The sequence below is a fragment of the Chitinophaga sp. ARDCPP14 genome (assembly GCF_051362515.1).
GTDB lineage: Bacteria > Bacteroidota > Bacteroidia > Chitinophagales > Chitinophagaceae > Chitinophaga.
Map to the genome: position 1 here is coordinate 159,839 of NZ_JBKIXB010000008.1, position 25,027 is coordinate 184,865.

Below are 25,027 nucleotides of genomic sequence, written 5' to 3' on the forward strand. Positions count from 1 at the left end.
TCGTTAATGTCAAAAAAAGAGGTTGTTCCATTACCCCGGAACAACCTCTTAATTACTTTCAAAGATGACTACATTAGAACAGGTAAAGGAACTCAGAAAGCGTATAGGCGACGACGTGATTGGCCAGCCTGACGTCATAGATAAAATACTCATCGGCTTACTCACCGACGGCAACGTATTGCTGGAAGGACTGCCCGGCCTGGCGAAAACACGCGCTGTGAAAAGCCTGGCAAAACACCTCGACAGTAAACTAAGCCGTATCCAGTTTACGCCGGATCTGCTGCCGGCAGATGTTACCGGCACCGAGATCTATCAGCCCGAAGCCACCGAGAAATTTATTTTCCAGCCCGGACCCATTTTCAGCAACCTGGTACTGGCCGATGAAATAAACCGGGCGCCCGCCAAAGTACAATCCGCACTGCTGGAAGCAATGGAAGAACGGCAGGTATCCGTGGCCGGCAAAACCCATAAAATGGAGCCCCTTTTTATGGTGCTCGCTACCCAGAACCCGATCGAACAGGAAGGGACTTACCCGCTGCCGGAAGCCCAGCTGGACCGGTTTGTGATCAAGATCAACATCACGTACCCCGACCAGGAAAGTGAAATCAGTATCGTCAAACTGGTACGCGAAGAATCAAAAGGAAAGGAAGCGGCAACAGCAGCCATCCCGCAACAGGTGATCTTCGACGCCCGTAAAGAAATCAACGAAGTAAAAGTATCCGATGCCGCGGCTAACTACATTTCCGACCTGGTAAACGGTACCCGCTACCCGGAAAAACTCAGCGATGGTTTAGCCAAATGGCTCAACTATGGCGCCAGCCCCAGGGCCAGTATTGGGCTCGACCGCTGCGCCCGCGCGGTCGCCTGGCTCAACGCCCGCGATTATGTTACGCCCGACGACATCCGGTTTATTGTGCACGATGTACTCCGCCACCGCATAATTCTCAGCTATGAGGCCAATGTAGCCCGCATGAATGCAGATAAAGTAATTGATGAACTGTTAAAAATAGTGGCCGTTCCATAATGGAGAAAAAGAAAAAACATATCGCCGCCGCATATCCTCCGGGAGTAGTCATTACCCTCGATGAAATGATGCGTTTTGAATATTATGTGCAGGATATCCCATTGCTGCCACAACACCCGGTGTATAGCATCCTGGCCGGACGGCATGCCTCCCGGCTCAGGGGAAGGGGACTGGATTTTGAAGAGGTACGTATATACGTTCCCGGTGATGATATCCGGAACATCGACTGGCGCGTAACCGCCCGCACCGGCGTTACCCATTCCAAAGTATTCAATGAAGAAAAAGAAAGACCCACCTTCATCGTGGTGGATCAGACCAGCACCCTGTTCTTCGGATCACAGGAACGGATGAAGTCCGTGGTAGCTGCACAGGTAGCCGCCCTCAGCGCATTCTATACCGTTCGGCGCGGCGACAGGGTAGGGGGCATCATTTTTAATGAAGATGACAACGAATATATTCCATCTGCCAGAAGCAAATCGCATGTGCAATATTTACTGACCTGTATTGCGAAGATGAACGCACAACTGCCGCTGCGCACCAACATAAGGCCGCATACGCCCGCGCTCAATGAAATCCTGCACAGGACCGGCACGCTGGTCACACACGATTACGTAGTAACCGTGATCAGCGACTTTTCTCAAATCGATGATGATACGGTCCGGCATCTCCGGCATATTGCCGCACACAATGATGTAATGCTGGTACACCTCACCGATCCGCTGGATGCACAACTGCCCGCCGGCAGGCTGGTACTCGCCAACGGTAGTAAACAGTTATTATGGAATAATGAATATAAACACAACGGTAACAGGTATACGGAGAACTTTGAAACCATGAAAGCCACGCTAACAGAACGGTTCAGGAATTATCGTATACCAGTAATATTTATGGATACGGCATTGCCCGTAACCAGCCAGATCATGCACTTTTTTGGAAAAACCAATAACTGACAAGTTATGCAACAACCTTTACAACAATTCGGAGACCTGATAGAACCGGCGCCGGTGCCGTTCAGTTTTCATACGCCGGGATGGTATGTGACAGAAGTAGTGTTCATCCTGCTGCTCTTAATGGGCGCATACCTGTTTGCCAGGTACCGGCGGCGCAACAGGTATCGCCGGTATGCCCTGCTGTGGCTGGGCGAACGGATGATTACCCTTCATGCCCAACAGGAATACATGCAGCAGGTATACGAGGCAGATATGCTGATGAAACGCATTGCCATGAAAGTATACGGACGTGAAGAAGTAGCCGGCCTGCGCGGAAATGAATGGGTTACTTTCCTGAACCAGCGCAACCGTCGCCGGGATCAGTTTTCTGCGGAAGAGGGTCAACTGCTGGCAGAAACGTTATACAGTCATTCCAAAACGGTGGACAAAACAGAAACGGATCGCTTTATTTCAAAAACCAATAACTGGATACGCTATCATAAAAATGCACCTGGAAATCGCATATAAATGGGTATGGTTGCTGTTGCCACTGCCGCTGCTGGTATTTGCACTGCTGCCGCCACTGCGCAGGCGGCGAACGGCCCTGATAGCCCCGTTCTTTCAGCGGGCAGCAGAAGTGTCCGGTGAAAAGCCCCGGAAGGCTGCCTGGATCACCGGCAAAAGTATCTGGATGTACATGGTGTTGATAGGCTGCTGGATTTGCCTGCTGGCCGCAGCTTCTTCTCCGCGGTATGTAAGCAAACCCGGCAAACGTCCTAAAACAGTGCGCAGCTTTTTAATCGCCGCAGATATTTCTTTCAGCATGGCACAAACCGATTGGGTGGTAAATGGTAAACGCATGACCCGCTGGGAAGCCGTGAAATCACTCATGAAAGAATTTATCGCACAAAGAAAAAGTGACCAGATGGCATTGGTGGTATTTGGCAGCAACGCATATATCCAGGCGCCGCTTACGACCGACCTGCCCATGATCAACTGGCTGCTCGATCAAACAGAAGTAGGCATGGCCGGGCAAATGACCAATATAGGCGATGCCATCGCCTACAGCGTGAAGATATTAAAACAGGATACACTCAAACAAAAAGTCATGCTGCTCATCACCGATGGTGTGGACACCGGCACAGACCTGCTGCCCCAGGACGCAGCCAGCATGGCCGGTAAAGATTCGATTGCCATCTATACACTCGGCATCGGCAAAGCCTCCGGCAGCGGAGGCTACGACCTCGATGAACATACCCTGCAAGCCATTGCCCGCACTACCGGCGGCAGGTACTTCAACGCCCTGGATGAAAAAGGACTCAGTGGCGTATACAAAGCACTGGACCAGCTCACACCAGTGGAATACCAGGAAGACAACTACGAGCCCGTAACCCTGCTGTATTATTATCCACTGGCAGCCGGCGTTATACTTGCGCTGGTATTCCAGTTTATTGCCGGCAGCTATCACCTCACCCGTAAATGGCTGCCCTATGCATGAGGCGCTTGAACATACGCACTGGCCCATCAACTGGCAGCAGTTCCATTTCCTGCGGCCGGCAGCACTGTACCTGTTCATACCCTTGCTGCTCATTGTCATCATACTCATCATCGGCAACCACGAACCACAGAAATGGAAACAATTCATCTCACCGGTATTACGTCCCTATCTTTTTTCACCGGGTAGCAGCCGCGCTATGTGGTTACCGCTTATTATTTTTTCACTGGGAATAAGTATGGCCATCATCGGTATCGCAGGACCCACCTGGCACCGCACGGTGATCCCCGGGCAAAAAGTACAGGCAGTGGTACTGGTGGCAATGGACCTTTCGGCTTCTATGGACGCCACAGATATTCCTCCCAGCCGGCTGGAAAGAGCAAAACTCAAACTCAGCGATTTCCTGGACGCACATCCAGGCGCAAAGGCCGGCATATTGGCATATGCAGGCACGCCGCACCTGGTAATGCCTTTTACAACAGATTATAGCCTGGTGAAACTGCAGGCCGGCGCACTCCGCACCAATGAAATGCCCGTGCCGGGCAGCAACACAACCCTGCTCATGAAGTACATCGATACGCTCATGAACCCCGTGCTGGCGCCCAGCAACATATTGCTCCTCACCGATGAGGTGACCGCTGCCGACGCCGCACTCTTCACCAATTACATCAACAGCTCCATTCATCACCTCGAAATATTACTGATGTCGTCGCCGGCAGGCGCAAAGGTGCCGGGCTTCCCACAGGCCACCTCCCGGCAGGATGAAGGCGTATTGCAATCACTCGCCGCCAACCCGGGTATCCGGGTGAACCGCCTAACCCTCGACACCACAGATGTAGGCAGTATCGCCAAACGCATCCGCGAACACCTCATCTTTGAAAAAGATACTAAAACGGATGAAAAAGCCTGGGATGATATGGGGTACCTGGTCATCATCCCGGTAGGATTGCTCTCACTGCTTTGGTTCCGGAAAGGCTGGACCATTCAATGGTGCATGCTTCCCCTTGGCCTGCTGTTCACCAGCTGCAGCGTGAACAGCCGCGAAGCCGATTGGTGGTACACAAAAGATTACCAGGGACAGGTATTGTATAAAAATCATGACTACGCCCAGGCGGCGGAACGGTTCACGGATCTTACGCACAAAGCCGCAGCGGCTTATAAGGCGGGCGACTATGAAGCGGCAGCGGCTTTATTTGCACTCGACAGCTCCGCGGCAGGGCATTATAACCACGGCCTCGCACTCGCCAGACTGGGCCGCTACGACGAAGCGATGAATGCCTTTACAGACGCGGCTTCGCTCGACTCGTCCCTGAAAGCAAAAGCTGGCAACAGTATCAGCAAAGTAAGCAAACAAAAAATGCAGGTGGATTCCATCATCAACATGGATCAGCCGGATAAAAAAATAAAGGAAGATAAAAAGAATGGCCCCCTCAAGGAACGCAAACGCGAAGCAGAAGATCCCAGCCTCTCCGCCGACACCAAAGTGAAAGACATGCCCAAAACCGGCGAACGCATGACCGATGAAGTAAAATCCAATATCCACCAGGCACAGGAAGGTCAATCCGGCGAACCCGGCAAAGATACCAGCGGCAATAACACCATGAAAAACATCATTCTCCGCCGGCCACCGGCCGACCCCGGGGAATTTCTGCATAAAAGATTTGAACTGCAGCGGAAACGTGATTATCAACAGGTAAAACCAGGTACACAACGATGGTGAAATATTATATAACGGTCATGTATATACTGTGCAGCAACATGCTGCATGCCCAGCTGAAATGCTTTGCCAAAGTAGAGCTGGACCGGAATAATGTCTATATCCAGCAGCCGTTTAAGGTTACCTGCACAGTGCTCACTGCCACCTGGTACACACAGCCGCCGGAGTTCGATAATATCCAGATCCCCGGCACATTTGTGGTGCCTTTCACGCATTCGCAAACCGGCAGGTTCACAGATCAGGGTATCGAATACTCCGGTATCCAGTTTTATTATATCGTTTTCCCTTATAAGGAAGGCATGTTCAGCGTGCCATCCATCACCATCACCGTAGCTACGCCGCTGGAAGCCGGTGCCGCCAGCAGCAAAGTGGTATTGCATACCACGCCGGTATCTTTTGTGGTGAAGCCGGTGCCTGAAAGTTTTCCGCATAATGAAGAATGGCTGGTGGCCGGCGATGTAAAGCTCGCCGACCACTGGAGCAAACCATTAAGTACCCTGAAAGTAGGTGATGTGATTGAAAGAACGGTAACCACAGATGCTTCCGGCACCCTCCCGCAGTTTATTCCCTCACTGCCCACAGGCAAAGTATCATGGGCAGAAGTGTACCCGGGCAAGGTAACGCTGAAGGATACACGCGATGAGTATACTGCCAATGGTGAACGCGTGCAGTCATCCACCTGGCTGCTCACAAAAGCAGGCACTTTTGAACTGCCGCCGGAAAAAGTTTCCTGGTGGAATCCATACGCTGCCCGCCTGTATACACGTACATTGCCCGCTGTGAAATTACAGGTGGCAGATAATCCGCAGCTGGGGATGCTCACCACCCTGGAAGATAGCCTTGCTAAAGCCAGCACACCTTTGAAACCAGCTAAGAAAGGCCCGCGCATGATAGCAGGCATGATCTGGTATAAGGCCTGTTTATATGCACTCGCCGTGTTGTTGCTGATGTGGCTGCTGTATAGAACCGGCCGCTATCTCACAAAAAAAATAAAATACCTTTTGCAGCAATACCACCAAAGTGAAAGCTTCTGGTTCCGGCAATTTATGAAAGCGCCGGCAATGACTTCCCTCTATCAGTGGTGGGACCGCTGGCGGAAAAATGGTGAGTCCCCCGCTGTAGCCGCTACGCTCCTTCAGCAACAGGAAACAGACACCTTAAAGGATCTTATCAGCTATGATATGGCCGTATATGGTAATAAACAAGAGAACAATGTCACCATCACGCAACTGAAACATCGTTTCCGCAGTTACCGGAACAAATGGAAACACAAAAAAGATAATTTCATACAGCCCGGTAACCGTCAATGGACAGGAAACTGAAGTATTATTTTTCTGTATCAGAACATTTTTCTTTTATGAGATGTTAATATTCAGACAAGGGAAACTGGTTCTCTTCCACGCTGTAGAAATCCGTTATTAAACCAGTCAACATACCCGTTGTATCCTGAGCATAGCAAGCAAGCATCATCCTGACATTGATTCCTTTTAGTGCAGTTATTTGCCGAACCGGCATGCCCTGTCATGCCATAAACGCCAGGATGTCCATGAAAAATTTTTCTATCGTCATAATAATAAAATCAAAGGATACAATAGTTGGCAAAACCTATGTAGCCGGCAGGGAGTTCTCTCCCTGCCATTCACTTTAATTCATACCAGCCATGTGGAAATACGCACTCATATCATTTTCATTCATGCTGCTGGAAGCTACGGCAATGGCCCAGGCAGGAGCCGGTATGAAAATAGGTAACAACGACAAGCACTATAAAGATAGCCTGCGCAGGGCCGGATATCCCTACCGCTTCCCCATCCTGGGAAGCAAGGTGGTGGAAAAAGGGTTTAGCATCCAATACCCGGTAGGCGCCATGCTCAATTTTATGGGCGGGCAACAGGAAGTGAATATCACCGACCTGAAGGTGGGCTTCAACGATGTGGAGCCGGTACCGCTCGACTTTATACAGTTTGGCGATGTAAAAGCCCATATGCAAAGCGCCACCACCAGGCTGGATCTCTGGATACTGCCATTCGTGGATCTCTATGGTATTGTTGGATTGGTACAGGCAAAAACCAATGTAAATATTGTTGACCCTTTCCAGTTTTCCAGCGAAGCCGATTTCAAGGGATATACAATGGGACTTGGAACTACCTTGGCCGGTGGTTATCATGGTATCATCACCATCACAGATATTAACTATACCTGGACGCATCTGAACAAACTGGATAACGTAGTAAAATCACTTATGATAAGTCCCAGGCTGGGGTATAACTTTCAGTTCCGGGAAAATCCCGGAAAGTCGATAGCAGCATGGATAGGCACCACCGGTTTTTTTGTAAACAAAGGCACCAGCGGGTCTATTGATCTGGCAGATTTAGCACCTACGATGGACCCCAACCAGGCGCAAAAGATCATCGACGAAACAGAGCAATGGTACAAGGAATTGCCCCGCGCTCAACAAGTGGTGGTAAAACGTATAGCCCAGGCCGTAAAAAACAAAATGGATAATCTTCCGGATGATATCACAATCAATTATTCCCTGAAGAAAAACCCGGTATCTAACTGGAGCCTTATGGTAGGCGCCCAATACCAGTTCAGTAAACGGTGGCAGGTAAGATCGGAAGTAGGATTTCTCGGTGGGCGAAAGTCGCTTTTATTATCAGGAAACTACCGGTGGCGCTGGTGAGATGGATCGGTATCATATTATTGCTGACAGGCATGCTGCCTGTTGTCGTATATGCACAGACGTTACACCCGGAAGAAAGCGATGTGATTGAATTTATGGATGGAGATCAGATCCGGGGTAAGGTGAAAAAAATCCAGCGTGGCGAACTGATATTGGACCCGGATAAGCTGGAAGACATGGTAACAATTAAACTGAGAAATATAAAATCAATTACCGCCCGCAGAAAATTGTACCGGATAGAAAGTGTGGCGAACATCAAATACCTGGGCATCCTGGAACCCGGGCGTGGCCCGGGATGGGTAAAGCTCATAGAAGAACACGATACCACGGAACTGTTCATTGAAGACCTGGATAACATAGAAAACATGGATGATGATTTCTGGAGACGGCTCGATGGATCAGCCAGTCTTGGTTTTTCGTACTCCCGTTCCAGTAATATAGGCCGTGTGAATGAGAGTCATAATATGACCTACAGTACGAAGAACTGGTTGTTTCTAACATCGGGAGATCTGATGTATACCATCGATAACGAGTTTAAAGGAATAGAAAAGGCTGATTTGGGGGTGCAGGCATATATCGAATTCTGGAAGCGATGGTTCGCCATAACGTCTGTTCAGTTCCAGCGCAGCACGGAATTAGGGTTAAGTGCACGTATGCAGCTGGCAGAAGGCGCGGGTCCTATATTCATGAAAACCAGGAGGAACGACTTAAGGGCAGCCACGGGATTTTCTATCCAGAAGGAATACAGCACAGACAGTATCAACGCCGGCCGTGCCGTGTCTGCTGAAATTCCGCTGTTCGTGAATTACTACCTGTACGAGCTGGGCACACCCTATCTCACCCTGCAGGCCACGAATTCACTGTTTTTTAGCTTGTCGCAGAAAGGCCGCTGGCGCGTGGACCAGAGCATTACACTGTACTGGAAAATTGTAACGCACCTGAACCTGAACGTGCAGTTTTATTTCGATTACGATAGTAAACCACCGGATGTAAGCGCACAGAAAGTGGATTTTGGAACGGTGTTCAGCATAGGATATTCATGGTAATACTTAACTCAATTCAAATGAAATGCATTAAACCACTGGTGATCTGCAGCATGCTGCTTACACCTTCCCTGGTCAGGGCACAGCAGGCACCTGTACCTGGTGCAGGCCTGTCGCAGGAAGAAATTGCGAAATCCAATAATCCTCTCGCGGAGCTGAACCAGATTAGCTTTCACGACTTTATTACCATGCACCAGCGCGGTACTACGGAAGTATCCAACACCATGAACCTGAGAGGGGTAATGGTGGCGGGCCGGCAGATTATCCGTGCCACAGTTCCGTTTACCACGCTGCCGGCAGATAATAAGATGGGCTATAATTCAGGCCTCGGTGATATCCAGATCTTTGACGCGATCCGCTTTTCTAAAAACGGCGCATCCACCGATCTGGCAATAGGCCCGATGATCGTATTTCCCACCGGCAGCAACGATTATCTCGGCACCGGTAAATGGCAGGCGGGTGGCGCGTTGGTCGCCATACATCACATCCCCGGCGGACATGTACTGGGTTCCCTGGTTACGTACCAACACTCGTTTGCAGGCCAGTCCGATCGCGCAGAAGTAAGCGTACTGGCTGTTCAGCCAACGCTTACGTTCAACATCGCAGCAGGATTGTATGGACGTAGTGCCGGCGCTGTCTGGACATTTGACTTTGAAAATCAACGTACCCTCATCCCATTCGGCCTTGGTGTGGGTAAAGTGTTCAAGGCAAACAATATGATGGTAAACATCTTTATTGAACCACAACTCACCGTATACAGCGAAGGCGCCGGTCAGCCTGCATACCAGGTGTTTTTTGGAATGAACCTGCAGTGGGCAAAAAAAGCTAAATAATTCTTTACAACCTCATATAAACTGAATATTATGAAAAAATCACTCCTCTATTCTGCCTTTGCACTCCTGATGCTGGCCGCCTGCGGACCCACGTTGAAGGTAACCTCAGACGTGAACAAACAAGCCAGTTTTGCCGGGTACAAAACTTTTGCCCTCTATAATCCCGCCGGTCAGAAAAGTCCCATCAGCGAATTAAACAGGGACCGTATCAACAACGGTGTCATCGCCGCTATGGTGGCAAAGGGCTATACACAATCTGATACCACCAGCGCTGATCTGCTGGTAAATCCAATCACCATTGCCAAACAAGGCCAAAACGTAACGGCTAATACCGATTATTATGGCTACGGTGGTTTCTACAGACCTTACTACTGGGGTGGCGGCATGGGCATGGGTTCCAGCAACACCACCTTCTCTGTAGATAAATACATCGACGGTTCCCTCATCATTGACGTGATAGACCGCGAAAAAAGATCCCTGTTATGGCAAGGCGTAGGCAATAGCCAGATCGATGGTCCGATCAAAGACCCGGATACAAAGATCCCTGCCGCCGTAACAAAGATCATGGCGAGCTTCCCGGCAAAAATGTAGTAGCATTTTAGATACAGCAATAAATTAACTGTTATGTTGACAACCCACATGAGAACATGTTGGTGTTTATCTGTCGCATGGTTCTTTTCCCTCCATCTGTCGGCCCGGGAGGGCGCTTGCCCTCCTGGAACGACGGTGCCGTAAAGAAGTGAGTATTGTCTTTTTTGTTATCTGTTAAAGAGATGTACAATGATGATTAAAAAAAGGTATTTGCCGTTATTGATAATAGCTGTGTCCTGCAACCAGCAACAACCGCAGCAGCAGGCCGCGGATAAATCAGGAAAGGCTGTTTGCTGCGCCGTTCCCTCAAGGTATGCAACCGCCGCTGATAAGAAAGATCCGGGTAACATGGTGTGGATCGCCGGCGGACAATTTATGATGGGCACCGATGAAAAAGAAGCATACGACCAGGAAAGACCTGCACATCCCGTTAAAGTAGATGGCTTCTGGATAGATAAAACGGAAGTCACCAACGAAGAATTCAAAGCGTTTACCGACGCTACCCAATATATCACCGTAGCTGAACGGAAACCCCTATGGGAAGATATCAGCAAACAATTGCCCCCCGGAACGCCTAAACCCGACGACGACTTGCTGGTGCCCGGCGCACTGGTATTTGTGGCCCCGGATCACCCGGTAAACACCGGCGATATTTCCAACTGGTGGAAATGGGTGGCCGGCGCCGACTGGAAACACCCGGAAGGTCCGGGCAGTAACCTCGAGGGCCGCTGGAAACACCCCGTAGTACAAATTGCCTGGGAAGATGCCAACGCCTACGCTAAATGGGCCGGCAAACGCCTGCCCACGGAAGCAGAATGGGAATACGCCGCAAGAGGCGGACAGGCAGAAAAACGCTATGCCTGGGGAAATGATTTTAAACCCGGCGGCCGGTATATGGCCAATACCTACCAGGGGCATTTCCCGGATAAGAACCTGGGAGAAGATGGATTTAAAGGAACCGCGCCGGTAGCCAGTTTTCCCGCCAATCCCTACGGACTGTTTGACATGACCGGCAACGTATGGGAGTGGACCGCCGACTGGTACGACGCTTCCTTCTATAAAAAAATGAATGTCCACGCCGTACAGGTCGACCCGCAAGGCCCGGCCGGCACCTATGATCCGGAAGATCAATATGCCATAAAAAGAGTGACCAAAGGCGGCTCCTTTCTATGCGCCAATGATTACTGCGTAAACTACCGCCCCAGCGCGAGAAGAGGTACTTCCTTTGACTCCGGCGCCTCGCACATCGGCTTCCGCTGCGTGAAAGATAAAGACAACGGGAAAGAGAAAACTATATTGGTGCAGAATAAATAATACTAAAATACCCATCATGAAAAATGTATTAAGTGGCCTGCTAATGGGCCTGGTCATATTTTCCTGCAACTCTCAGAAAAACACTGCGCCGGCATCGGACAACAAGCAGGATAATGTGGCCATCAGCGATCCGGATACAGCTGCTGTATACGTAGACAAGGATATTCCCGCCAGAAAATCCATCAATACCCTGTTTGATAAAATGGACTACCAACAAGCAGTACAGTGCTACCTGTGGGGACTACCCATCGTTGCTTTTGCGGAATGGCAACATGTGCATTATGATGTATTCGGGGCAAACAGCAACGACCTCGTATTTTATAATACCTATGAAGATAAGCTGGGTATCTTAACAGCAAATGCTACCACACCATATATCATGGATTTTATAGACCTGGCCGGAAATGGTCCCACCGTTATTGAAATGCCCCAAGGTCATACAGCCGGTGGATTAGCCGATTTCTGGCAACGCGAACAGGCGGTCATTGGTGAAATGGGCCCTGACAAGGGAAAGGGTGGTAAATATGTTTTAGTGCCACCCGGACAAAAAGATTTTAAAGCCCCCGGATTTTTTATCGTTCCCTGTAATACCATGAATGTGTTCTTTGGTTTCCGGGCACTCGACCCCGATCCCCAAAAGGCAGAAGCATTGGTACACGCCGTTAAAATATATCCTTATGCTCAACGAGCAACCCCTACACCGACAAAAGTAGTAAGCCCCTCCGGTAAAAAATATTTTGGCGGACAACCGGATGGATTGGCCTACTGGGAACGGCTACACGCTATCATCCAGGAAGAACCGGTAGAGGAACGCGACCGCTTTTTTATGGCCTGGCTGGATAACCTGGGTGTAAAGAAGGGTAAACCATTTGCCCCCACAGAAAGGCAAAAAACAATATTGATCGCTGCGGCAGAAAGAGGAAAACAAATGGCCATGGTAAATTCATTTGCAAAACGTTTCGATAGTGTGTATCACTGGCCAGACCGGAAATGGGATTATGTGATGATCATCGGCGACCCCTCCCAGCGCGCAGCCAGTTATGATGAGTTCTTCCAGCGTACTTCCTATTTTTTTGAAGCCGTTACCTACTCAAAAGCGATGATCACCAAAATAGCCAATGTTGGGCAGGCTTACCTCGGCGCCTATGAAGATAAAGATGGCGAATGGCTACTCGGTGACCTTAACTATACATTACATGTACCCGCTAACCCGCCGGCAGTAAACTTCTGGTCGCTCACCGTGTATGATTCCAATACCCGCTGCCTGATAGATAACCCCCAACGAAATGCAGACCTCTCGTCCAGGAAAAACCTGATCAAAAATAACGACGGCTCGGTAGACCTCTATTTTGGTCCAAAAGCGCCGGAAGGAAAAGAAAAGAATTGGGTACAAACCTTACCCGGTAAACACTGGTTTGCCTATATGCGCTTTTATGGCCCAACCGCCGCATATTTCGATAAGAGCTGGAAGATGGAGGATATTACAAGAGTGAAAAAGTAAATAACATCTCAGGTATATAAAACAAAAAAGCTCCGTCATAACAACGGAGCTTCTGTAAGCTATTTCCCCACCGGTATAATTGATTTCTTTACATCAATTACATAAGTGTCGGTCCACCGGTCGTGCCATGGATGACACCAGCCGCCAAACGCACTGAAAGCATCGAATGGAACCGCACGGCTCAACCCCCTCAGAAAAGCGGTTTTAGCCGATATTTCACTCCCATCTTCATTTACTGCACGGGTGCCCGTGATAAGTTTGCCGAGCGATTTTCCCTTAAATACTGCTTCTATCACACCCATATAAATGCCATACGCCACCATGGCCAGCAACCTGTCGAGATAGTCCATTCCGGGCGAATCCGCAAAATCCAGCAGGTCGGGATAGGCAATCGTAATAGGTATTATTACCACTATCAGGACAATATAAAAGCTGACCAGGTCTATGATGTAATTCGCCAGACGCCGGCCATGACCGGCCATTTCAAGCGTGGCCTCATCCGTAAAGATGGATTCTTGTGTTTGTAATTCCATAGGTTAAAAGGATTTTAATAGTAAATTATAAAATAATCAGGTGGTTTTTATTTTTCCCGGAAAAAAAGTCACTTTATCTAAATCATTGTCCCGTTCATTTTCAGGCAAACACTTATCAAAGAAATAACTTTGCAGGAAATTACAACCACGTAAGCAATGCGGAAACAAATGATAACGGTACTATTAATGCTGATCTGGCTTTGCCAGCTATCAGGCCGTTATGTGGTGATGCTCGGGTTTTATGTAAACCAGGAGTACATCGCGAAAAATTTGTGTATTAACCGCGATCAACCACAACTGCATTGTAACGGTAAATGCCACCTGGCAAAACAACTCCGCGAGGAAGACCGGAAAGAACACGAAAGCCCCTGGAGTAAAACAGATAACAGGAGCGAAATATTTTATGCCTGTCTTCCTGATAATAATATTTTAAAACCGGCATTCACTGCTGTAAATACCAGTTACCCGGTATGTGATCATACAGGTACTCCTGTTGACCGGCCCTCGTCCGTTTTCCGCCCGCCCATCGCCCCGGTTTCGCATATGCTTTAAAGGTCTGCAGCCCATGCAGACAGGGCCTTCTATTGCCCGGATCATTCATTCTTATTTCTTTATAACACCATTTAACATGTACCGTATCAGGCAAATTATACTCACCATCCTGGTGATCAGCAGCGGCATCACCGCCTGCAAAAAAGACGACACCACCCCGGCAGCTAATGAAACCACGAAAGCGACACTATCTATTCAGTTTGATAACATCGCAGGCGATAAAAACCTCCAGTTGAATACCGGTACTTATGTGAATGCGGCAGGAGAATCTTTTAAAGTAGACCGCCTGAAATATTTTATCACCAATATCAAAGTAAGGAATGCAGGCGGACAAGAATACACCGTTCCTAAAGACAGCAGCTATTTCCTGGTATCAGAATCAGAACTCGCCTCGCAGTTTGTAAAAGTGCGTGTACCGGAAGGTGAATATACTTCCCTCAGCTTCATCCTCGGTGTGGACAGCCTCAGCAGCGTAATGGATGTAAGTAAACGCACCGGCGTGCTGGATCCTGCCGGTGGCATGGACGATGGTATGTACTGGGGCTGGAATATGGGCTACATCTTCTTTAAAATGGAAGGCACCTCAGACGCCGCTCCAACAGACCCCAGCGGGCAACACAAATTCCGTTATCATATCGGTGGCTTCGGCGGATACAGCGCGCCTACCTTAAACAATAACAGGACCATTACCATCAATCTCACCGCTGGCGGCACGGCAAAAGTCAGGCAGGGGAGGGAAGCCAATATCCACCTGATGGCAGATGTGCTGAAAATGTTCAACGGCGCTACCACCGTCAGCATCTTATCCAATCCCACCGTGATGTTTGGCGACTTCAGCGCAAAAATAGCGGATAACTGCAGCCATATGTTCCACCACGATCATACGGAAAATTAAAACTAACGGTCATGGCTAAACTTAGTTGGCGTATCCTGCTGATACTCCTTTTATCTGCATGCGGTAAAAATGATGAATTAAAAGATCCCGCCGATACATTTACCGGCTTTCAGCAGCCCGCGGGATTCCCCGCGCCGGTGTATAAGCTGATCAGCAATCCCATTACCAAAGAAGGATTTGAACTGGGTCGCAAACTGTTCTATGAGCCGAGGCTTTCCCGCAACAATACCATTTCATGCGGCAGCTGCCACATACAAACCGCCGCCTTCACGCATCACGGGCATGATGTAAGTCATGGTATCGACGACCGGCTCGGCAGCCGCAATTCACCACCCATCATGAACCTCGCATGGAATACCACCTTCATGTGGGACGGCGGCGTTTTCGACCTCGACCTGCAACCGGTAGCCCCCATCACCAACTTCGTGGAAATGGATGAAACAATGGGCAATGTGCTGGATAAACTACGTCAAACAACGCCCTACCCGGCACTGTTTAAAAAAGTATTCGGCACAGAAGAAATAACTACCGCCCGGATGATGAAAGCACTGTCGCAATTCATGGTAATGGTGGTCAGCGATCAATCGAAATACGATAGCGTAGCCCGTAAGCAGGCCACGTTTACACCGGCAGAACAGCAGGGCTACACCGTGTTTCAGCAGAAATGTAACAGCTGCCACCAGGAACCGCTGTTCACGGATCATTCCTTCCGGAACAATGGCATCGGCACGGGTCCAAACAACGATGAAGGCCGGTACCCGATCACACTAAACCCGGCGGACAAGTATAAGTTTAAAGTGCCCAGCCTGCGTAACCTCGCTTACACTGCTCCTTACATGCACGATGGACGCTTTTATACACTTCAGGGCGTATTAAATCATTATGCAGCGGAAGTGGAGGACGGCCCAACGCTCGATCCGCTGCTGAAAATGAACGCGAAACCCGGCATCACACTCAGCGCAGCAGAGCAGCAATTACTGCTGGTATTCCTCAACACGCTGAACGACCGGAATTTTGTTAAAGACAAACGGTTCTCAGAAGAATCGCAATAAAATGATACGACAGATGAAAAAAATACTATTGCTGCTGCTGATGATCACCACCGGTTGCTACGAAGCCAGGGCCTGTGATATCTGCGGCTGCGGGGTAGGAAGCTACTACATCGGCCTGCTGCCGGATTTTAAAAAGAAGTTTATCGGTATCCGCTACCAGTACAAAACGCTGCGTTCCCACCTGGGTCCCGGTGGCGCCACATCCTATCTTACTACCAACGAAACCTACCAGACAGCGGAACTCTGGGGCGGATGGAATATCGGCAAACGTTTCCGGCTGCTGGGGTTTATACCGGTCAACTTCAACAGCCGCGAAAACCAGGGCGTCACCATGCATAAATCCGGTATCGGAGATATAGCGGTGGTTGGCTATTACCAGCTGCTGGATAAACAGCATACTACCCGTGGCGGCAAACTGCTGGTGCAATCGTTATGGATAGGAGGGGGCATTAAAGTTCCTACGGGGAAATATGAGCCAACTGAACATAAGGAAAATGAAGATACGCCCAATAATTTCCAGCTGGGCACGGCCAGCACCGACTTTACCTTAAATGCCATGTACGATGTGCGGCTAATGGATTTCGGGGTAAATACCAACGTGAGCTACAAAATCAATAGCCGCAATAAATACGATTACCAGTATGGTAATAAATTCACGGCAAACATTCTGGCCTATTATAAAATAAGGGCAGCGGAGAAAGTTACACTGGCGCCCAATGCAGGAGTACTGTATGAAACCGCCGAAAAAGATACGGAAGGAAAAAAGTATGCCGTGGATATTTCAGGGGGGCATTCACTGCTGGCTACAATGGGACTGGAAGCCACCATGGGCGTTGTTTCCGTAGGTGGAAATTTCCAACCCGTTATTTCACAGCAGCTAGCTGATACCCGGATTAAAGCAGGCAACCGCGTAATGGTGCATGTTACTTATTTATTTTGATGATGCCCACGCAATAGTGAACAGGTGTAAGCCATTTTCAAAACGGTAGCTTTCCTGCCAGCCGTGCAGGTGGCAGATCTGGCGCACAATCGCCAGCCCCAGACCCGTGCCGGTGGTATTGGGGGAGGAAGTGCCAAAACGCCGGAAAAGCATTTTCTCCTCCAATGGCATGGCGCCGGTATTGGATATCTCCAGCAGGCCCTCTTTCAGGGTGATGATCACGGTATCTTTCAGGCTACTGTGCCGCACTGCATTCATGATCAGGTTGGTGAGCAGTATTTCCACCAGCACTTTATTACCGGATATTATAACGTCCGGCGTAATATGCGTGACTAGCTGCAATTGCTTGTCGTCCACGAAATCCTCCAGCAATGAAATATGGTTTTCCAGCAGCGCAGATAAGTGGATGGTGGCTTTCCCGGAAAACTGGCTGTTCTCTATTTTCGCCAGCAGTAACAGGTTTTTATTGATGCGTGTTACCTTCGACAACGATTGATGCGCTTCATCGATGAGCGCCGATTGCTCGTCTGTAACAGGTTTGCTCTGGTGCAGCAGGTCCAGTTTGAACTTCACAATGGATAAAGGCGTTTGCAATTCATGTGATGCATTTTGCGTAAACTCTTTTTGTTGTTTGTACACTGCAATATTGCCGGCAATTAATTTCTCCAGGTGATGGTTCAGTGTTTCAAATTCTTCAATCCCGGTTTTTTCAAATTGAATAGCATGTTGCTGATGAAGGTCAAATGACTGGATCTTTTGTAAGCTGTTATAAAAAGGCCGCCACAGTTTTTCAGATATTTTCCGGTTAATAAAAATAAGACCGCCCAGCAGGATGAGGAAGAAAATAAACGTTACACCCCCAATAGCAATAATGGTTTCATAGGATTCCTCCATATTGGATTCCTGCGTAAGCCGGAATACTTTACCATTAATGGTGAAGTAGGTCACCAATCCCTGGAACCTGTCCCAGCCCTTTGCAGGTATATATTTATTTTTACGGTAGATGTTATACGTGGAATCCGGCCGTAATGCGGCAACAGGTTGTAACTGTGTTTCCGGCTGCAGTTTATTCCAGAGGGCCACACTTTCAGCGAGTTCTTTATCAGTAAGAGTAAGCGCCTGCAGGTTTTGCCGCGTGGTAGCGCTTACAATGCGGTTATGTTCTTTCAGTTCATGTTCCCAGATGAAATCTATAATGGCATAGTAGGCGGGAATGCTGCATGCGAGCACCATCCCGGCATATAGCACAAATGCCCTCATCGATTTATTAAGCAACTTATTCATAGCCTTGCAGGATGCTTTAAGGCTGCTAAGATAAACTATACTTCCCACCTGTAACCGGTGCCGTAAATAGTTTTAAGATAATGACCGCACCCGGCCTCCGTTAGTTTCTTTTTCAGATTTTTGATGTGGGCGTAAATGAAATTGTGGTCGTCAAGCATACCGGCAATATCGCCTGAAAGATGCTCCGCCAGCGCATTTTTAGAGATAACCTTATTTTTGTTGCTGATAAAATAGAGTAGCAGGTCAAACTCTTTTTTGGTGAGGATCACCGGCACATTATTAATGAGCACTGTTTTAGCCAGCAGGTTAATGGTGAGTTCATTTTGCCGGATAACATTATTGTTATTAAATTTTCTTCTTCTGATGACGGAAAAAATCCGGGCCGATAGCTCCGGTAAATGAAAGGGTTTTGCCAGGTAATCATCTGCCCCGGTTTTTAATCCCTGAATCTTATCTTCGTAAGAGTCTTTCGCAGAAATGATGATAATGCCCTCATCTTTCTCCCGTTTTTTTATTTCTTCCAGCAGCCTGATACCATCGCCGCCGGGTAACATCAGGTCCAGCAGGATACATTCATAGTCAAACATTTCTATTTTTGCCAATGCCTGCTGATAGGTACCTGCATATTCACATACGTAATTTTCACCTGATAAATAAGAGATAATGCTTTGTGCCAGCTGTATCTCGTCTTCTATAATCAGTAATTTCATGGCACTAAATTAAACTTCAATTCTGAATTAATTCTGAATTAATCCGCTGCCAATAAGGGATTAACGCTATAAAGTAATCCTGGGTGTCTTTCTTAATATATTGTATAACAGTTAGTTATGTGTTGGTTGGCACTTTATTTATCTTTTAGGGAGATGGATAACGGTGGTATCACCGCGTTTAGAGGGGTTAATCACGATGTACAAGGGCCATCGAACTTTTCCCGATCCGTCTGAGCTAATCGACAGGATTGATTTTTCTTTGCACAAAATTAATCTCGTTGAAACATTTATACTTTATTCTCGGCCTCATTTTTATCAACCTTACTGTACTGGCACAAACAGGTGTCATTAAAGGAAAGATCAGCTCCGCCGACGGGCAGCCTGCAGCATTTGTAACAATTGGATTAAAAGATACTAAAAAAGGTACCCTGACCGACGAAGCAGGTCTCTTTACATTGAAGAATGTAAAGCCCGGTAATTACACACTGGTCATCTCTTACACCGGCGCTAAAACACTGAATCAATCGGTAACCATTGGCGCAGATGAAGTAACCGCAGTAAATATCGCACTGGAAGCAACCGCCAGCCAGTTGAACGAAGTAGTGGTAGACGGCACTAAAACAAGAACCATTAATAAAAGACCGGTAAGCATCGGCAAATTACCGGTACCGGTAATGGACCTGCCACAAAGCGTAGCCATCATCGGTCATGAAGTACTGGAGAACCAGCAGGCACAACGCCTCAGCGACGTGGTGAAAAACATCAACGGCGTATACATGGCCTCCATGAGAGCCGGTACCCAGGAAACATTCAACGCCCGCGGATACGGATTTTCCAGCACCAATACCTTCAAGAACGGCGCCCGCGTTAACTCCGGCGCCATGCCAGAAATGAGCTCCCTCGAAAGGGTAGAAGTGCTGAAAGGCAGCGCCGCCATCCTGTATGGCAACGTTTCTCCCGGTGCTGTGATGAACATGGTCACCAAACAACCCAAATTCAATTTCGGTGGTGAAGTAAATCTCCGTGCCGGCAGCTACGGATTACTGAAACCCGCCTTCGATGTATACGGTCCCCTGTCGTCAAAGATAGCCTACCGCGTAAACGGTACCTTCGAAACAGCCGACAGCTACCGCGACCAGGTACACTCCAAACGCTATTATGTAAATCCTTCCTTGTTGTTCAAATTGAGCGACCGCACGGAATTAGTAGTACAGGCAGATTACCTGAAACACGACTTTACCCCCGATTTCGGTACGGGTTCTATCGGCGATACCGCATTGATCAAAGTGCCCCGCAATACTTTTTACGGCGCTCCATGGCAATATGCACATACACAACAAACCACCGCATCTGCCAACATCAAACATAAACTGAACGATAACTGGGCAATAACAGGCAATATCGCTTATTCTAAATATTACCGGGACTATTACTCCATCGAAAGGATCCAGGCAAAAGGCGACAGCACCTGGGCCCGCCCGCTGGGAAGAAATGGTACCAATGAAGATTACTACGCTGTACAGGTGGATTTAACCGGTAACGTAAGAACCGGCGCCATAGAACATACCGTCCTCGCCGGCGTGGACGCCGACAGGTACCTCACAGGCACCTATGGATACACCGTACCATCTATCAACAAAACTACCGGTATCTACGATATCATCAATGTATACGAACCCAATAAGTTCCCATACCGTACCGATATGCCGGTGGACACGCTGAAAACCGTTCTCAATGCACCGGTAAACAGGTTAGGCGCTTACGTACAGGACCTGATCAGCATCTCTGAAAAAATCAAAGTACTGGCAGGCGTGCGGTTCTCTTACCTGCAAACAGAAGCCCCGGTTACCTATAACTTTAAAGGTGGCAAAACAGCCGGTAAATCTAAATACGATCACGCATTTTCACCCCGCTTCGGCCTGGTATATAAGCCAATCGCTTCTACCGCGGTATTCGCCAGCTACTCCACTTCATTTACACCCAACAGCGGCCAGGATATCTATGGCGCAAACCTGAAGCCATCCACCATCGAACAATATGAGCTGGGTGTGAAAAATGATATCCTGAAAGGACGTTTGTCCGTTAACGTTACTGCATACCGCATCCGTAATAATAACTACGCACAAATGGCAGCGTTTTTAAGCGATGGCACCACCGTGAATAGCAACACCAACATTAAAACACTGATCGGCGAAACCCTCAGCCAGGGCGTAGAACTGGATATCGCAGGACATCCTGTAGCCGGTTTGGATCTGGTAGCAGGCTACAGCTATAACAACATGACCATCGAAAAAACAACAGGACTTAACGGCAGTTCCATAGAAGGCGAACGCCTCGTAGGTAACCCCAATCATACCGCCAACGCCAGCGCATTCTATACCTTACAGGAAACAAAACTGAAAGGTCTGAAAGTGGGCATTGGATATTACTACCTCGGTCAGCGCTACGCAGGCTGGAACAACACGGTCAATCAAACACAAAAATATAACCGCCTGATTTCTGTTCCCGGTTTCTCTACCCTCGACCTGAGCGCCGGATACGCTTTCAAACGCTTTGCAGTAATGGGTAAAGTTTCTAACGTTACCAACACCTACAGCTACTACGTACACGAAAACTACAGCATCAATCCAATACCGCCTACGCAGTTTACGGGCACAGTGTCTTACAAATTCTAAACGCGCGGATTTTGTCTTGGCTCAGGATTACGCTGATTTTACTGATTACCTGGATTTTTACTTTTTTGATTTTTTTGATTTTATAAAGGAGTAAGGGAGATAGAAGCGGATATTCGCTTTTATCTCCCTTAATTATTATAAAAAAAATCTAAAAATCTTAAAAAAATCCAAAAGTAAAAATCCAGGTAATCAGTAAAATCAGCGTAATCCTGAGCCAAGACAAAATCCGCGCAAACAATTTCGCGGCTTAGTTGTTCAGTAGGGAACCGTTTTATTCACTCCTCAAGTACAGCATGATGAACAGAGCAATTATCACTTGCATCCTTTTTATATGCATAAGCCAGTTATTGTTTGCCCAGGACGCCAATTATTGGTCTGGAAACTATGGCCCTGGTGGCTTTTTTACGCCCGGTGCTGTTATTGCTAATAATAAAGATAGCGGCGTTCTTTTTTATAATCCCGCATTGCAGGCGCTTACCAAAAAGAAAACCGCTTCTATTTCAGGAACCGTGTACCAGGTGGAGTCCATCAAGATAAAAGATGGCGCAGGTACCGGGAAAAGCCTGCATTCACGTATCACTTCCAGCGTGCCCCAGATGTTATCCGGCATCGTGTCCCTGGGCCACAGGAAACCCGTTTATATCGGCTATGCACTTACACATACTGCGGTGCTGAATTACAATGTATCCCAGCAACAGGATACAAAGCTCAATGTGGTTGACGGCAGCGGGAGCCCCGGACTGGAATATTATCTTGGCCAGTACAATTTTCAGAACCTTACCCGGGAAACCTCTGCCCTTATCAGCACAGGATTTAAATTGTCTGACCGCTGGGCAATCGGTTTTATGGCAGAAGGACAATCCCGTTCCCAGCACTACAGTGAAACCGTTTCCGCCCGGGCACTGATTGGCAGCAATACCTCCAGCACCCTGCCACTGGCCAGTAACGAGGGCGCGTACCAGGTGGATTATCATCACATCGGCTTAAAACTAAAGGCCGGTTTAAGCTATGAAGTAACGAAACATCATTTCGGGTTTTTGTTGTCATCGCCCCTTATTCATATACGTGGACGGGGAACTTTACTGAGCAACATGGCTATTGCCAATGTCCGTTTCCTGGACGAAGATCCCATCAACCTGCTGGCGAACACGCGGCAGACTAACCTGAAAACAACTTATAAAGTACCCGCCAGTGCAGCGTTTGGATATGCATATGACTATCGCAAAGGACAGGTGTATCTAGCGGCGGAATACTTCCTGAAAATAAAAGACTATAATATCCTCACCCCGAGGTCTGAAATTTTTCAAAGACCCGACACCGGGAATAGTAATTCATCCGCCATTGCATTGCTGGAAATGAGGGAAGGCAGAAAGGCCATTTTTAATATGTCCGTTGGCGTTAGTTACCAGCTGAAGCCGCAGTTAACAGGCTATTGCTCCCTCAGAACCGATTTCAACTACGCCAGCAGGGAAAATACCGATGGCTTTTCGCCTAATACGTCTACATGGGATAACTATTACTGCCAGCTGGGGGTAAACATCAAAAGAAGACAGTATAATCTCCGCACAGGCATTTTGTTGGGCTACGGCCATACCGGCAGTTACCAGCAACCTATTAACTTCGATGATCCGAAAGAGTCTAATCTCCTAACAGGTACCATTGGCGCGGTGCCGGCTACACGCGTTACGGCCGCTTTGATGATTGCCTTTATTCATAACCTGTAATACCCTTAGATCAGCCCTTTCAATATGGCCACACTCTTCGTCAATTCCTCGTTTGAAGAAGAGGCAAAGCCAAGCCGCACGGCATTGGCATGATAGTTCCGGTATTGATGAGCTTTACCATCCGAAAGGAATAACCCCTTGCCAAGGGCCCTTTGTGCTAATTTTTCCAGGTCGATCGATGGGTCAAATTCCGTCCACACGGTCATGCCGCCCTCGGGAATGGTGAAGCTTACTACATCACCCAATTCACGGTGTAACAGGCCGCAGAAAAGGTTGCGCCTTTTTTCATATACCGGTAAGGCCTTTCTGAGATATCGTTGCAACGTGCCGTCATTTAAAAGGCCGGCCATGGCGTTGTCTAAAATATGGTCGCCCTGCCGGTCCAGCAGGATACGGACTTTCGCCAGGTGTTCAATAACGTTTTCTGCAGCCACCAGGTACCCCATACGGAAAGCAGGCGAAAAACTTTTGCTGAAAGACCCGCAGTAAATAACCATGCCGTTTTCATCGGCGCTTGCAAGCGGTAATAACGGGCGGTGTTTATAGTGAAAGTCAAAATCATAATCATCTTCAAAAATGATGAAACCATATTCATTGGCCAGCCGCAACAGCTCCAGTCTCCGGTCCAGCCGCAGCGATACTGTGGTGGGATAATGATGATGCGGGGTTACATATACCATTCTGACCTTTCTTTTCTTGCAGATCTTTTTAAGTTCGTCTACCACCAGGCCGTTTTCATCCACGGGTATGGTAATATGTTTCGCGCCGGCGTGAGCAAAGTTAAGTTCCGCTCTATTCCATCCTGGTATGCCTGAAACAATAACATCGCCTTCTTCAATCAGCGCGTTACACACCAGGTTGACTCCCATTAACGTACCCCTTACCGAAAGAACATTTTTGGCTGTCGTCTTTAACCCCCTGGTTTCATTCAGGTAATGGGATAAGGCATCCCTGTAAAAATAGGAGCCGTCCGGGTGACTGTAACTACCGAATTTGTGATAAAGACCGCTTCTTGTCAGCTGGTTCCGGTAGGCCCGGTACAGTTCTTTTATCGGCGCCAATGCCGGGTCAGGAAATCCGTCGTCTAAATGAAGCTCCGCACTCACCAGTGAAATTTCTGCATAAAGTTTCGGCGTAACAGAAAATCCTGCCTTTTTTTGAACTGTCGCTGTACCGCCATGCCGCAGGACATGGGGCGCCGGTTCCGGGATACGCGACGACACAAACGTACCACGCCCTACATAGCTTTCCAGCCAACCCTGCATCTGCAGCTCTTCATAAGCCTTGGATACCGTAATCCTATTGAGGCGCAGCAGGGCGGCAACATCCCTTGAACCCGGCAGCTTTTGCCCTGAACGAAGTTTCCCGTTTTTTATCAGCAATAAAAGGGCATCCGCAAACTGAAGGTAAACGGCCCTGCCGGAAGAAGGGTCGAAACGCAGGCCATCAAAAAACTGTGCTAAAATTGGACTACCCATTTTATTCTAATTGGACTACAAATGTAATCCAATTTATGGGTAATTTTGATCCGGAAA

General features: G+C 48.3%; 22 protein-coding genes. 18 read left to right on the forward strand and 4 right to left on the reverse strand.

Going from position 1 to position 25,027, the window contains the following annotated elements; all coding sequences use genetic code 11:
• Positions 1-64: 64 nt before the first annotated feature.
• From ACLHR0_RS21935 to ACLHR0_RS21990, 12 genes are all read left to right on the forward strand, one after another.
• The gene (locus ACLHR0_RS21935; RefSeq protein WP_370912860.1) at positions 65-1,024 is read left to right on the forward strand and encodes an AAA family ATPase; all 960 of its coding nucleotides are present in this window, start codon (positions 65-67) and stop codon (positions 1,022-1,024) included.
• A complete protein-coding gene (locus tag ACLHR0_RS21940) occupies positions 1,024-1,974 on the forward strand; it encodes a DUF58 domain-containing protein (RefSeq protein ID WP_370912861.1) in 951 nt (316 codons plus the stop codon). Before ACLHR0_RS21935 ends, ACLHR0_RS21940 begins: the two co-directional genes overlap by 1 nt.
• Before the next feature lie 6 nt (positions 1,975-1,980).
• Complete coding sequence (locus ACLHR0_RS21945) at positions 1,981-2,481, forward strand: DUF4381 domain-containing protein (protein WP_436489504.1); 501 nt, start codon at positions 1,981-1,983, stop codon at positions 2,479-2,481.
• Positions 2,459-3,451 (forward strand): VWA domain-containing protein, encoded by a 993-nt coding sequence (locus tag ACLHR0_RS21950; RefSeq protein ID WP_436489506.1) that lies wholly within the window; start codon positions 2,459-2,461, stop codon positions 3,449-3,451. The genes ACLHR0_RS21945 and ACLHR0_RS21950 overlap by 23 nt, the downstream gene beginning before the upstream one ends.
• Positions 3,444-5,168, forward strand: coding sequence for a VWA domain-containing protein (locus ACLHR0_RS21955; protein WP_436489508.1), 1,725 nt, complete (start codon positions 3,444-3,446; stop codon positions 5,166-5,168). The genes ACLHR0_RS21950 and ACLHR0_RS21955 overlap by 8 nt, the downstream gene beginning before the upstream one ends.
• A gap of 17 nt (positions 5,169-5,185) precedes the next feature.
• Positions 5,186-6,487 carry a BatD family protein gene (locus tag ACLHR0_RS21960; protein ID WP_436489509.1) on the forward strand — a complete coding sequence of 434 codons (1,302 nt, stop codon included), beginning with the start codon at positions 5,186-5,188 and terminating at the stop codon, positions 6,485-6,487.
• 338 nt (positions 6,488-6,825) lie between these two features.
• Positions 6,826-7,845: a hypothetical protein gene (locus ACLHR0_RS21965; RefSeq protein WP_436489511.1), complete on the forward strand. Its 1,020-nt coding sequence runs from the start codon at positions 6,826-6,828 to the stop codon at positions 7,843-7,845.
• Positions 7,842-8,891, forward strand: coding sequence for a DUF481 domain-containing protein (locus ACLHR0_RS21970; protein ID WP_436489513.1), 1,050 nt, complete (start codon positions 7,842-7,844; stop codon positions 8,889-8,891). Before ACLHR0_RS21965 ends, ACLHR0_RS21970 begins: the two co-directional genes overlap by 4 nt.
• Positions 8,892-8,908: 17 nt before the next feature.
• A complete protein-coding gene (locus ACLHR0_RS21975; protein WP_436489515.1) occupies positions 8,909-9,721 on the forward strand; it encodes a hypothetical protein in 813 nt (270 codons plus the stop codon).
• 30 nt (positions 9,722-9,751) lie between these two features.
• Complete coding sequence (locus ACLHR0_RS21980; protein ID WP_436489516.1) at positions 9,752-10,312, forward strand: DUF4136 domain-containing protein; 561 nt, start codon at positions 9,752-9,754, stop codon at positions 10,310-10,312.
• A 189-nt stretch (positions 10,313-10,501) separates the two neighbouring features.
• Positions 10,502-11,626: a formylglycine-generating enzyme family protein gene (locus tag ACLHR0_RS21985; RefSeq protein WP_436489518.1), complete on the forward strand. Its 1,125-nt coding sequence runs from the start codon at positions 10,502-10,504 to the stop codon at positions 11,624-11,626.
• Between the two features lie 16 nt (positions 11,627-11,642).
• Positions 11,643-13,127 carry a DUF1254 domain-containing protein gene (locus ACLHR0_RS21990; RefSeq protein WP_436489520.1) on the forward strand — a complete coding sequence of 495 codons (1,485 nt, stop codon included), beginning with the start codon at positions 11,643-11,645 and terminating at the stop codon, positions 13,125-13,127.
• A 59-nt stretch (positions 13,128-13,186) separates the two neighbouring features.
• On the opposite strand, the gene ACLHR0_RS21995 is transcribed toward ACLHR0_RS21990, so the two are convergent.
• Positions 13,187-13,660: an RDD family protein gene (locus ACLHR0_RS21995; protein ID WP_436489522.1), complete on the reverse strand. Its 474-nt coding sequence runs from the start codon at positions 13,658-13,660 to the stop codon at positions 13,187-13,189.
• 156 nt (positions 13,661-13,816) lie between these two features.
• Here ACLHR0_RS21995 and ACLHR0_RS22000 point away from each other — a divergent pair, with 156 nt between their 5' ends.
• Genes ACLHR0_RS22000 through ACLHR0_RS22015 form a run of 4 tightly spaced genes read left to right on the forward strand, consistent with a single transcriptional unit; the run spans position 13,817 to position 17,099 of the window.
• On the forward strand, positions 13,817-14,212 hold the full coding sequence (locus ACLHR0_RS22000) for a hypothetical protein (RefSeq protein WP_436489523.1): 396 nt from the start codon (positions 13,817-13,819) through the stop codon (positions 14,210-14,212).
• A gap of 13 nt (positions 14,213-14,225) precedes the next feature.
• The gene (locus ACLHR0_RS22005) at positions 14,226-15,107 is read left to right on the forward strand and encodes an MbnP family protein (protein ID WP_436489525.1); all 882 of its coding nucleotides are present in this window, start codon (positions 14,226-14,228) and stop codon (positions 15,105-15,107) included.
• An 11-nt stretch (positions 15,108-15,118) separates the two neighbouring features.
• A complete protein-coding gene (locus tag ACLHR0_RS22010; RefSeq protein WP_436489527.1) occupies positions 15,119-16,159 on the forward strand; it encodes a cytochrome-c peroxidase in 1,041 nt (346 codons plus the stop codon).
• A gap of 13 nt (positions 16,160-16,172) precedes the next feature.
• The gene (locus tag ACLHR0_RS22015; protein ID WP_436489529.1) at positions 16,173-17,099 is read left to right on the forward strand and encodes a transporter; all 927 of its coding nucleotides are present in this window, start codon (positions 16,173-16,175) and stop codon (positions 17,097-17,099) included.
• Here the strand turns inward: ACLHR0_RS22015 and ACLHR0_RS22020 are convergent.
• Together ACLHR0_RS22020 and ACLHR0_RS22025 are read right to left on the reverse strand one after the other, a co-directional pair.
• Positions 17,091-18,383, reverse strand: coding sequence for a sensor histidine kinase (locus ACLHR0_RS22020; protein WP_436489530.1), 1,293 nt, complete (start codon positions 18,381-18,383; stop codon positions 17,091-17,093). The genes ACLHR0_RS22015 and ACLHR0_RS22020 overlap by 9 nt on opposite strands.
• A gap of 35 nt (positions 18,384-18,418) precedes the next feature.
• Entirely contained in the window at positions 18,419-19,093 is a 675-nt protein-coding gene (locus ACLHR0_RS22025) for a response regulator transcription factor (RefSeq protein ID WP_436489532.1), read from the reverse strand.
• A 278-nt stretch (positions 19,094-19,371) separates the two neighbouring features.
• On the opposite strand from ACLHR0_RS22025, the gene ACLHR0_RS22030 reads away from it, so the two are divergent.
• Together ACLHR0_RS22030 and ACLHR0_RS22035 are read left to right on the forward strand one after the other, a co-directional pair.
• The gene (locus tag ACLHR0_RS22030) at positions 19,372-21,768 is read left to right on the forward strand and encodes a TonB-dependent siderophore receptor (protein ID WP_436489534.1); all 2,397 of its coding nucleotides are present in this window, start codon (positions 19,372-19,374) and stop codon (positions 21,766-21,768) included.
• Positions 21,769-22,064: 296 nt separating this feature from the next.
• Positions 22,065-23,492 carry a hypothetical protein gene (locus tag ACLHR0_RS22035; protein WP_436489536.1) on the forward strand — a complete coding sequence of 476 codons (1,428 nt, stop codon included), beginning with the start codon at positions 22,065-22,067 and terminating at the stop codon, positions 23,490-23,492.
• Between the two features lie 5 nt (positions 23,493-23,497).
• Here the strand turns inward: ACLHR0_RS22035 and ACLHR0_RS22040 are convergent, their stop codons facing one another.
• Entirely contained in the window at positions 23,498-24,970 is a 1,473-nt protein-coding gene (locus ACLHR0_RS22040) for a PLP-dependent aminotransferase family protein (protein ID WP_436489537.1), read from the reverse strand.
• Positions 24,971-25,027: the final 57 nt, after the last annotated feature.

What these genes read in the sequence shown, in the direction of transcription:
- ACLHR0_RS22000 (WP_436489523.1), top strand. Translation starts at nt 13,817, where the DNA reads ATGCGGAAACAAATGATAACGGTACTATTAATGCTGATCTGGCTTTGC.
- ACLHR0_RS22015 (WP_436489529.1), top strand. Translation starts at nt 16,173, where the DNA reads ATGAAAAAAATACTATTGCTGCTGCTGATGATCACCACCGGTTGCTAC.
- ACLHR0_RS22035 (WP_436489536.1), top strand. Translation starts at nt 22,065, where the DNA reads ATGAACAGAGCAATTATCACTTGCATCCTTTTTATATGCATAAGCCAG.
- ACLHR0_RS21990 (WP_436489520.1), top strand. Translation starts at nt 11,643, where the DNA reads ATGAAAAATGTATTAAGTGGCCTGCTAATGGGCCTGGTCATATTTTCC.
- ACLHR0_RS22010 (WP_436489527.1), top strand. Translation starts at nt 15,119, where the DNA reads ATGGCTAAACTTAGTTGGCGTATCCTGCTGATACTCCTTTTATCTGCA.
- ACLHR0_RS22025 (WP_436489532.1), bottom strand. Translation starts at nt 19,093, where the DNA reads ATGAAATTACTGATTATAGAAGACGAGATACAGCTGGCACAAAGCATT.
- ACLHR0_RS22020 (WP_436489530.1), bottom strand. Translation starts at nt 18,383, where the DNA reads ATGAATAAGTTGCTTAATAAATCGATGAGGGCATTTGTGCTATATGCC.
- ACLHR0_RS21940 (WP_370912861.1), top strand. Translation starts at nt 1,024, where the DNA reads ATGGAGAAAAAGAAAAAACATATCGCCGCCGCATATCCTCCGGGAGTA.
- ACLHR0_RS21950 (WP_436489506.1), top strand. Translation starts at nt 2,459, where the DNA reads ATGCACCTGGAAATCGCATATAAATGGGTATGGTTGCTGTTGCCACTG.
- ACLHR0_RS21955 (WP_436489508.1), top strand. Translation starts at nt 3,444, where the DNA reads ATGCATGAGGCGCTTGAACATACGCACTGGCCCATCAACTGGCAGCAG.
- ACLHR0_RS21960 (WP_436489509.1), top strand. Translation starts at nt 5,186, where the DNA reads ATGTATATACTGTGCAGCAACATGCTGCATGCCCAGCTGAAATGCTTT.
- ACLHR0_RS21945 (WP_436489504.1), top strand. Translation starts at nt 1,981, where the DNA reads ATGCAACAACCTTTACAACAATTCGGAGACCTGATAGAACCGGCGCCG.
- ACLHR0_RS21995 (WP_436489522.1), bottom strand. Translation starts at nt 13,660, where the DNA reads ATGGAATTACAAACACAAGAATCCATCTTTACGGATGAGGCCACGCTT.
- ACLHR0_RS21935 (WP_370912860.1), top strand. Translation starts at nt 65, where the DNA reads ATGACTACATTAGAACAGGTAAAGGAACTCAGAAAGCGTATAGGCGAC.
- ACLHR0_RS21975 (WP_436489515.1), top strand. Translation starts at nt 8,909, where the DNA reads ATGAAATGCATTAAACCACTGGTGATCTGCAGCATGCTGCTTACACCT.
- ACLHR0_RS22005 (WP_436489525.1), top strand. Translation starts at nt 14,226, where the DNA reads ATGCAGACAGGGCCTTCTATTGCCCGGATCATTCATTCTTATTTCTTT.
- ACLHR0_RS21965 (WP_436489511.1), top strand. Translation starts at nt 6,826, where the DNA reads ATGTGGAAATACGCACTCATATCATTTTCATTCATGCTGCTGGAAGCT.
- ACLHR0_RS21980 (WP_436489516.1), top strand. Translation starts at nt 9,752, where the DNA reads ATGAAAAAATCACTCCTCTATTCTGCCTTTGCACTCCTGATGCTGGCC.
- ACLHR0_RS22040 (WP_436489537.1), bottom strand. Translation starts at nt 24,970, where the DNA reads ATGGGTAGTCCAATTTTAGCACAGTTTTTTGATGGCCTGCGTTTCGAC.
- ACLHR0_RS21985 (WP_436489518.1), top strand. Translation starts at nt 10,502, where the DNA reads ATGATGATTAAAAAAAGGTATTTGCCGTTATTGATAATAGCTGTGTCC.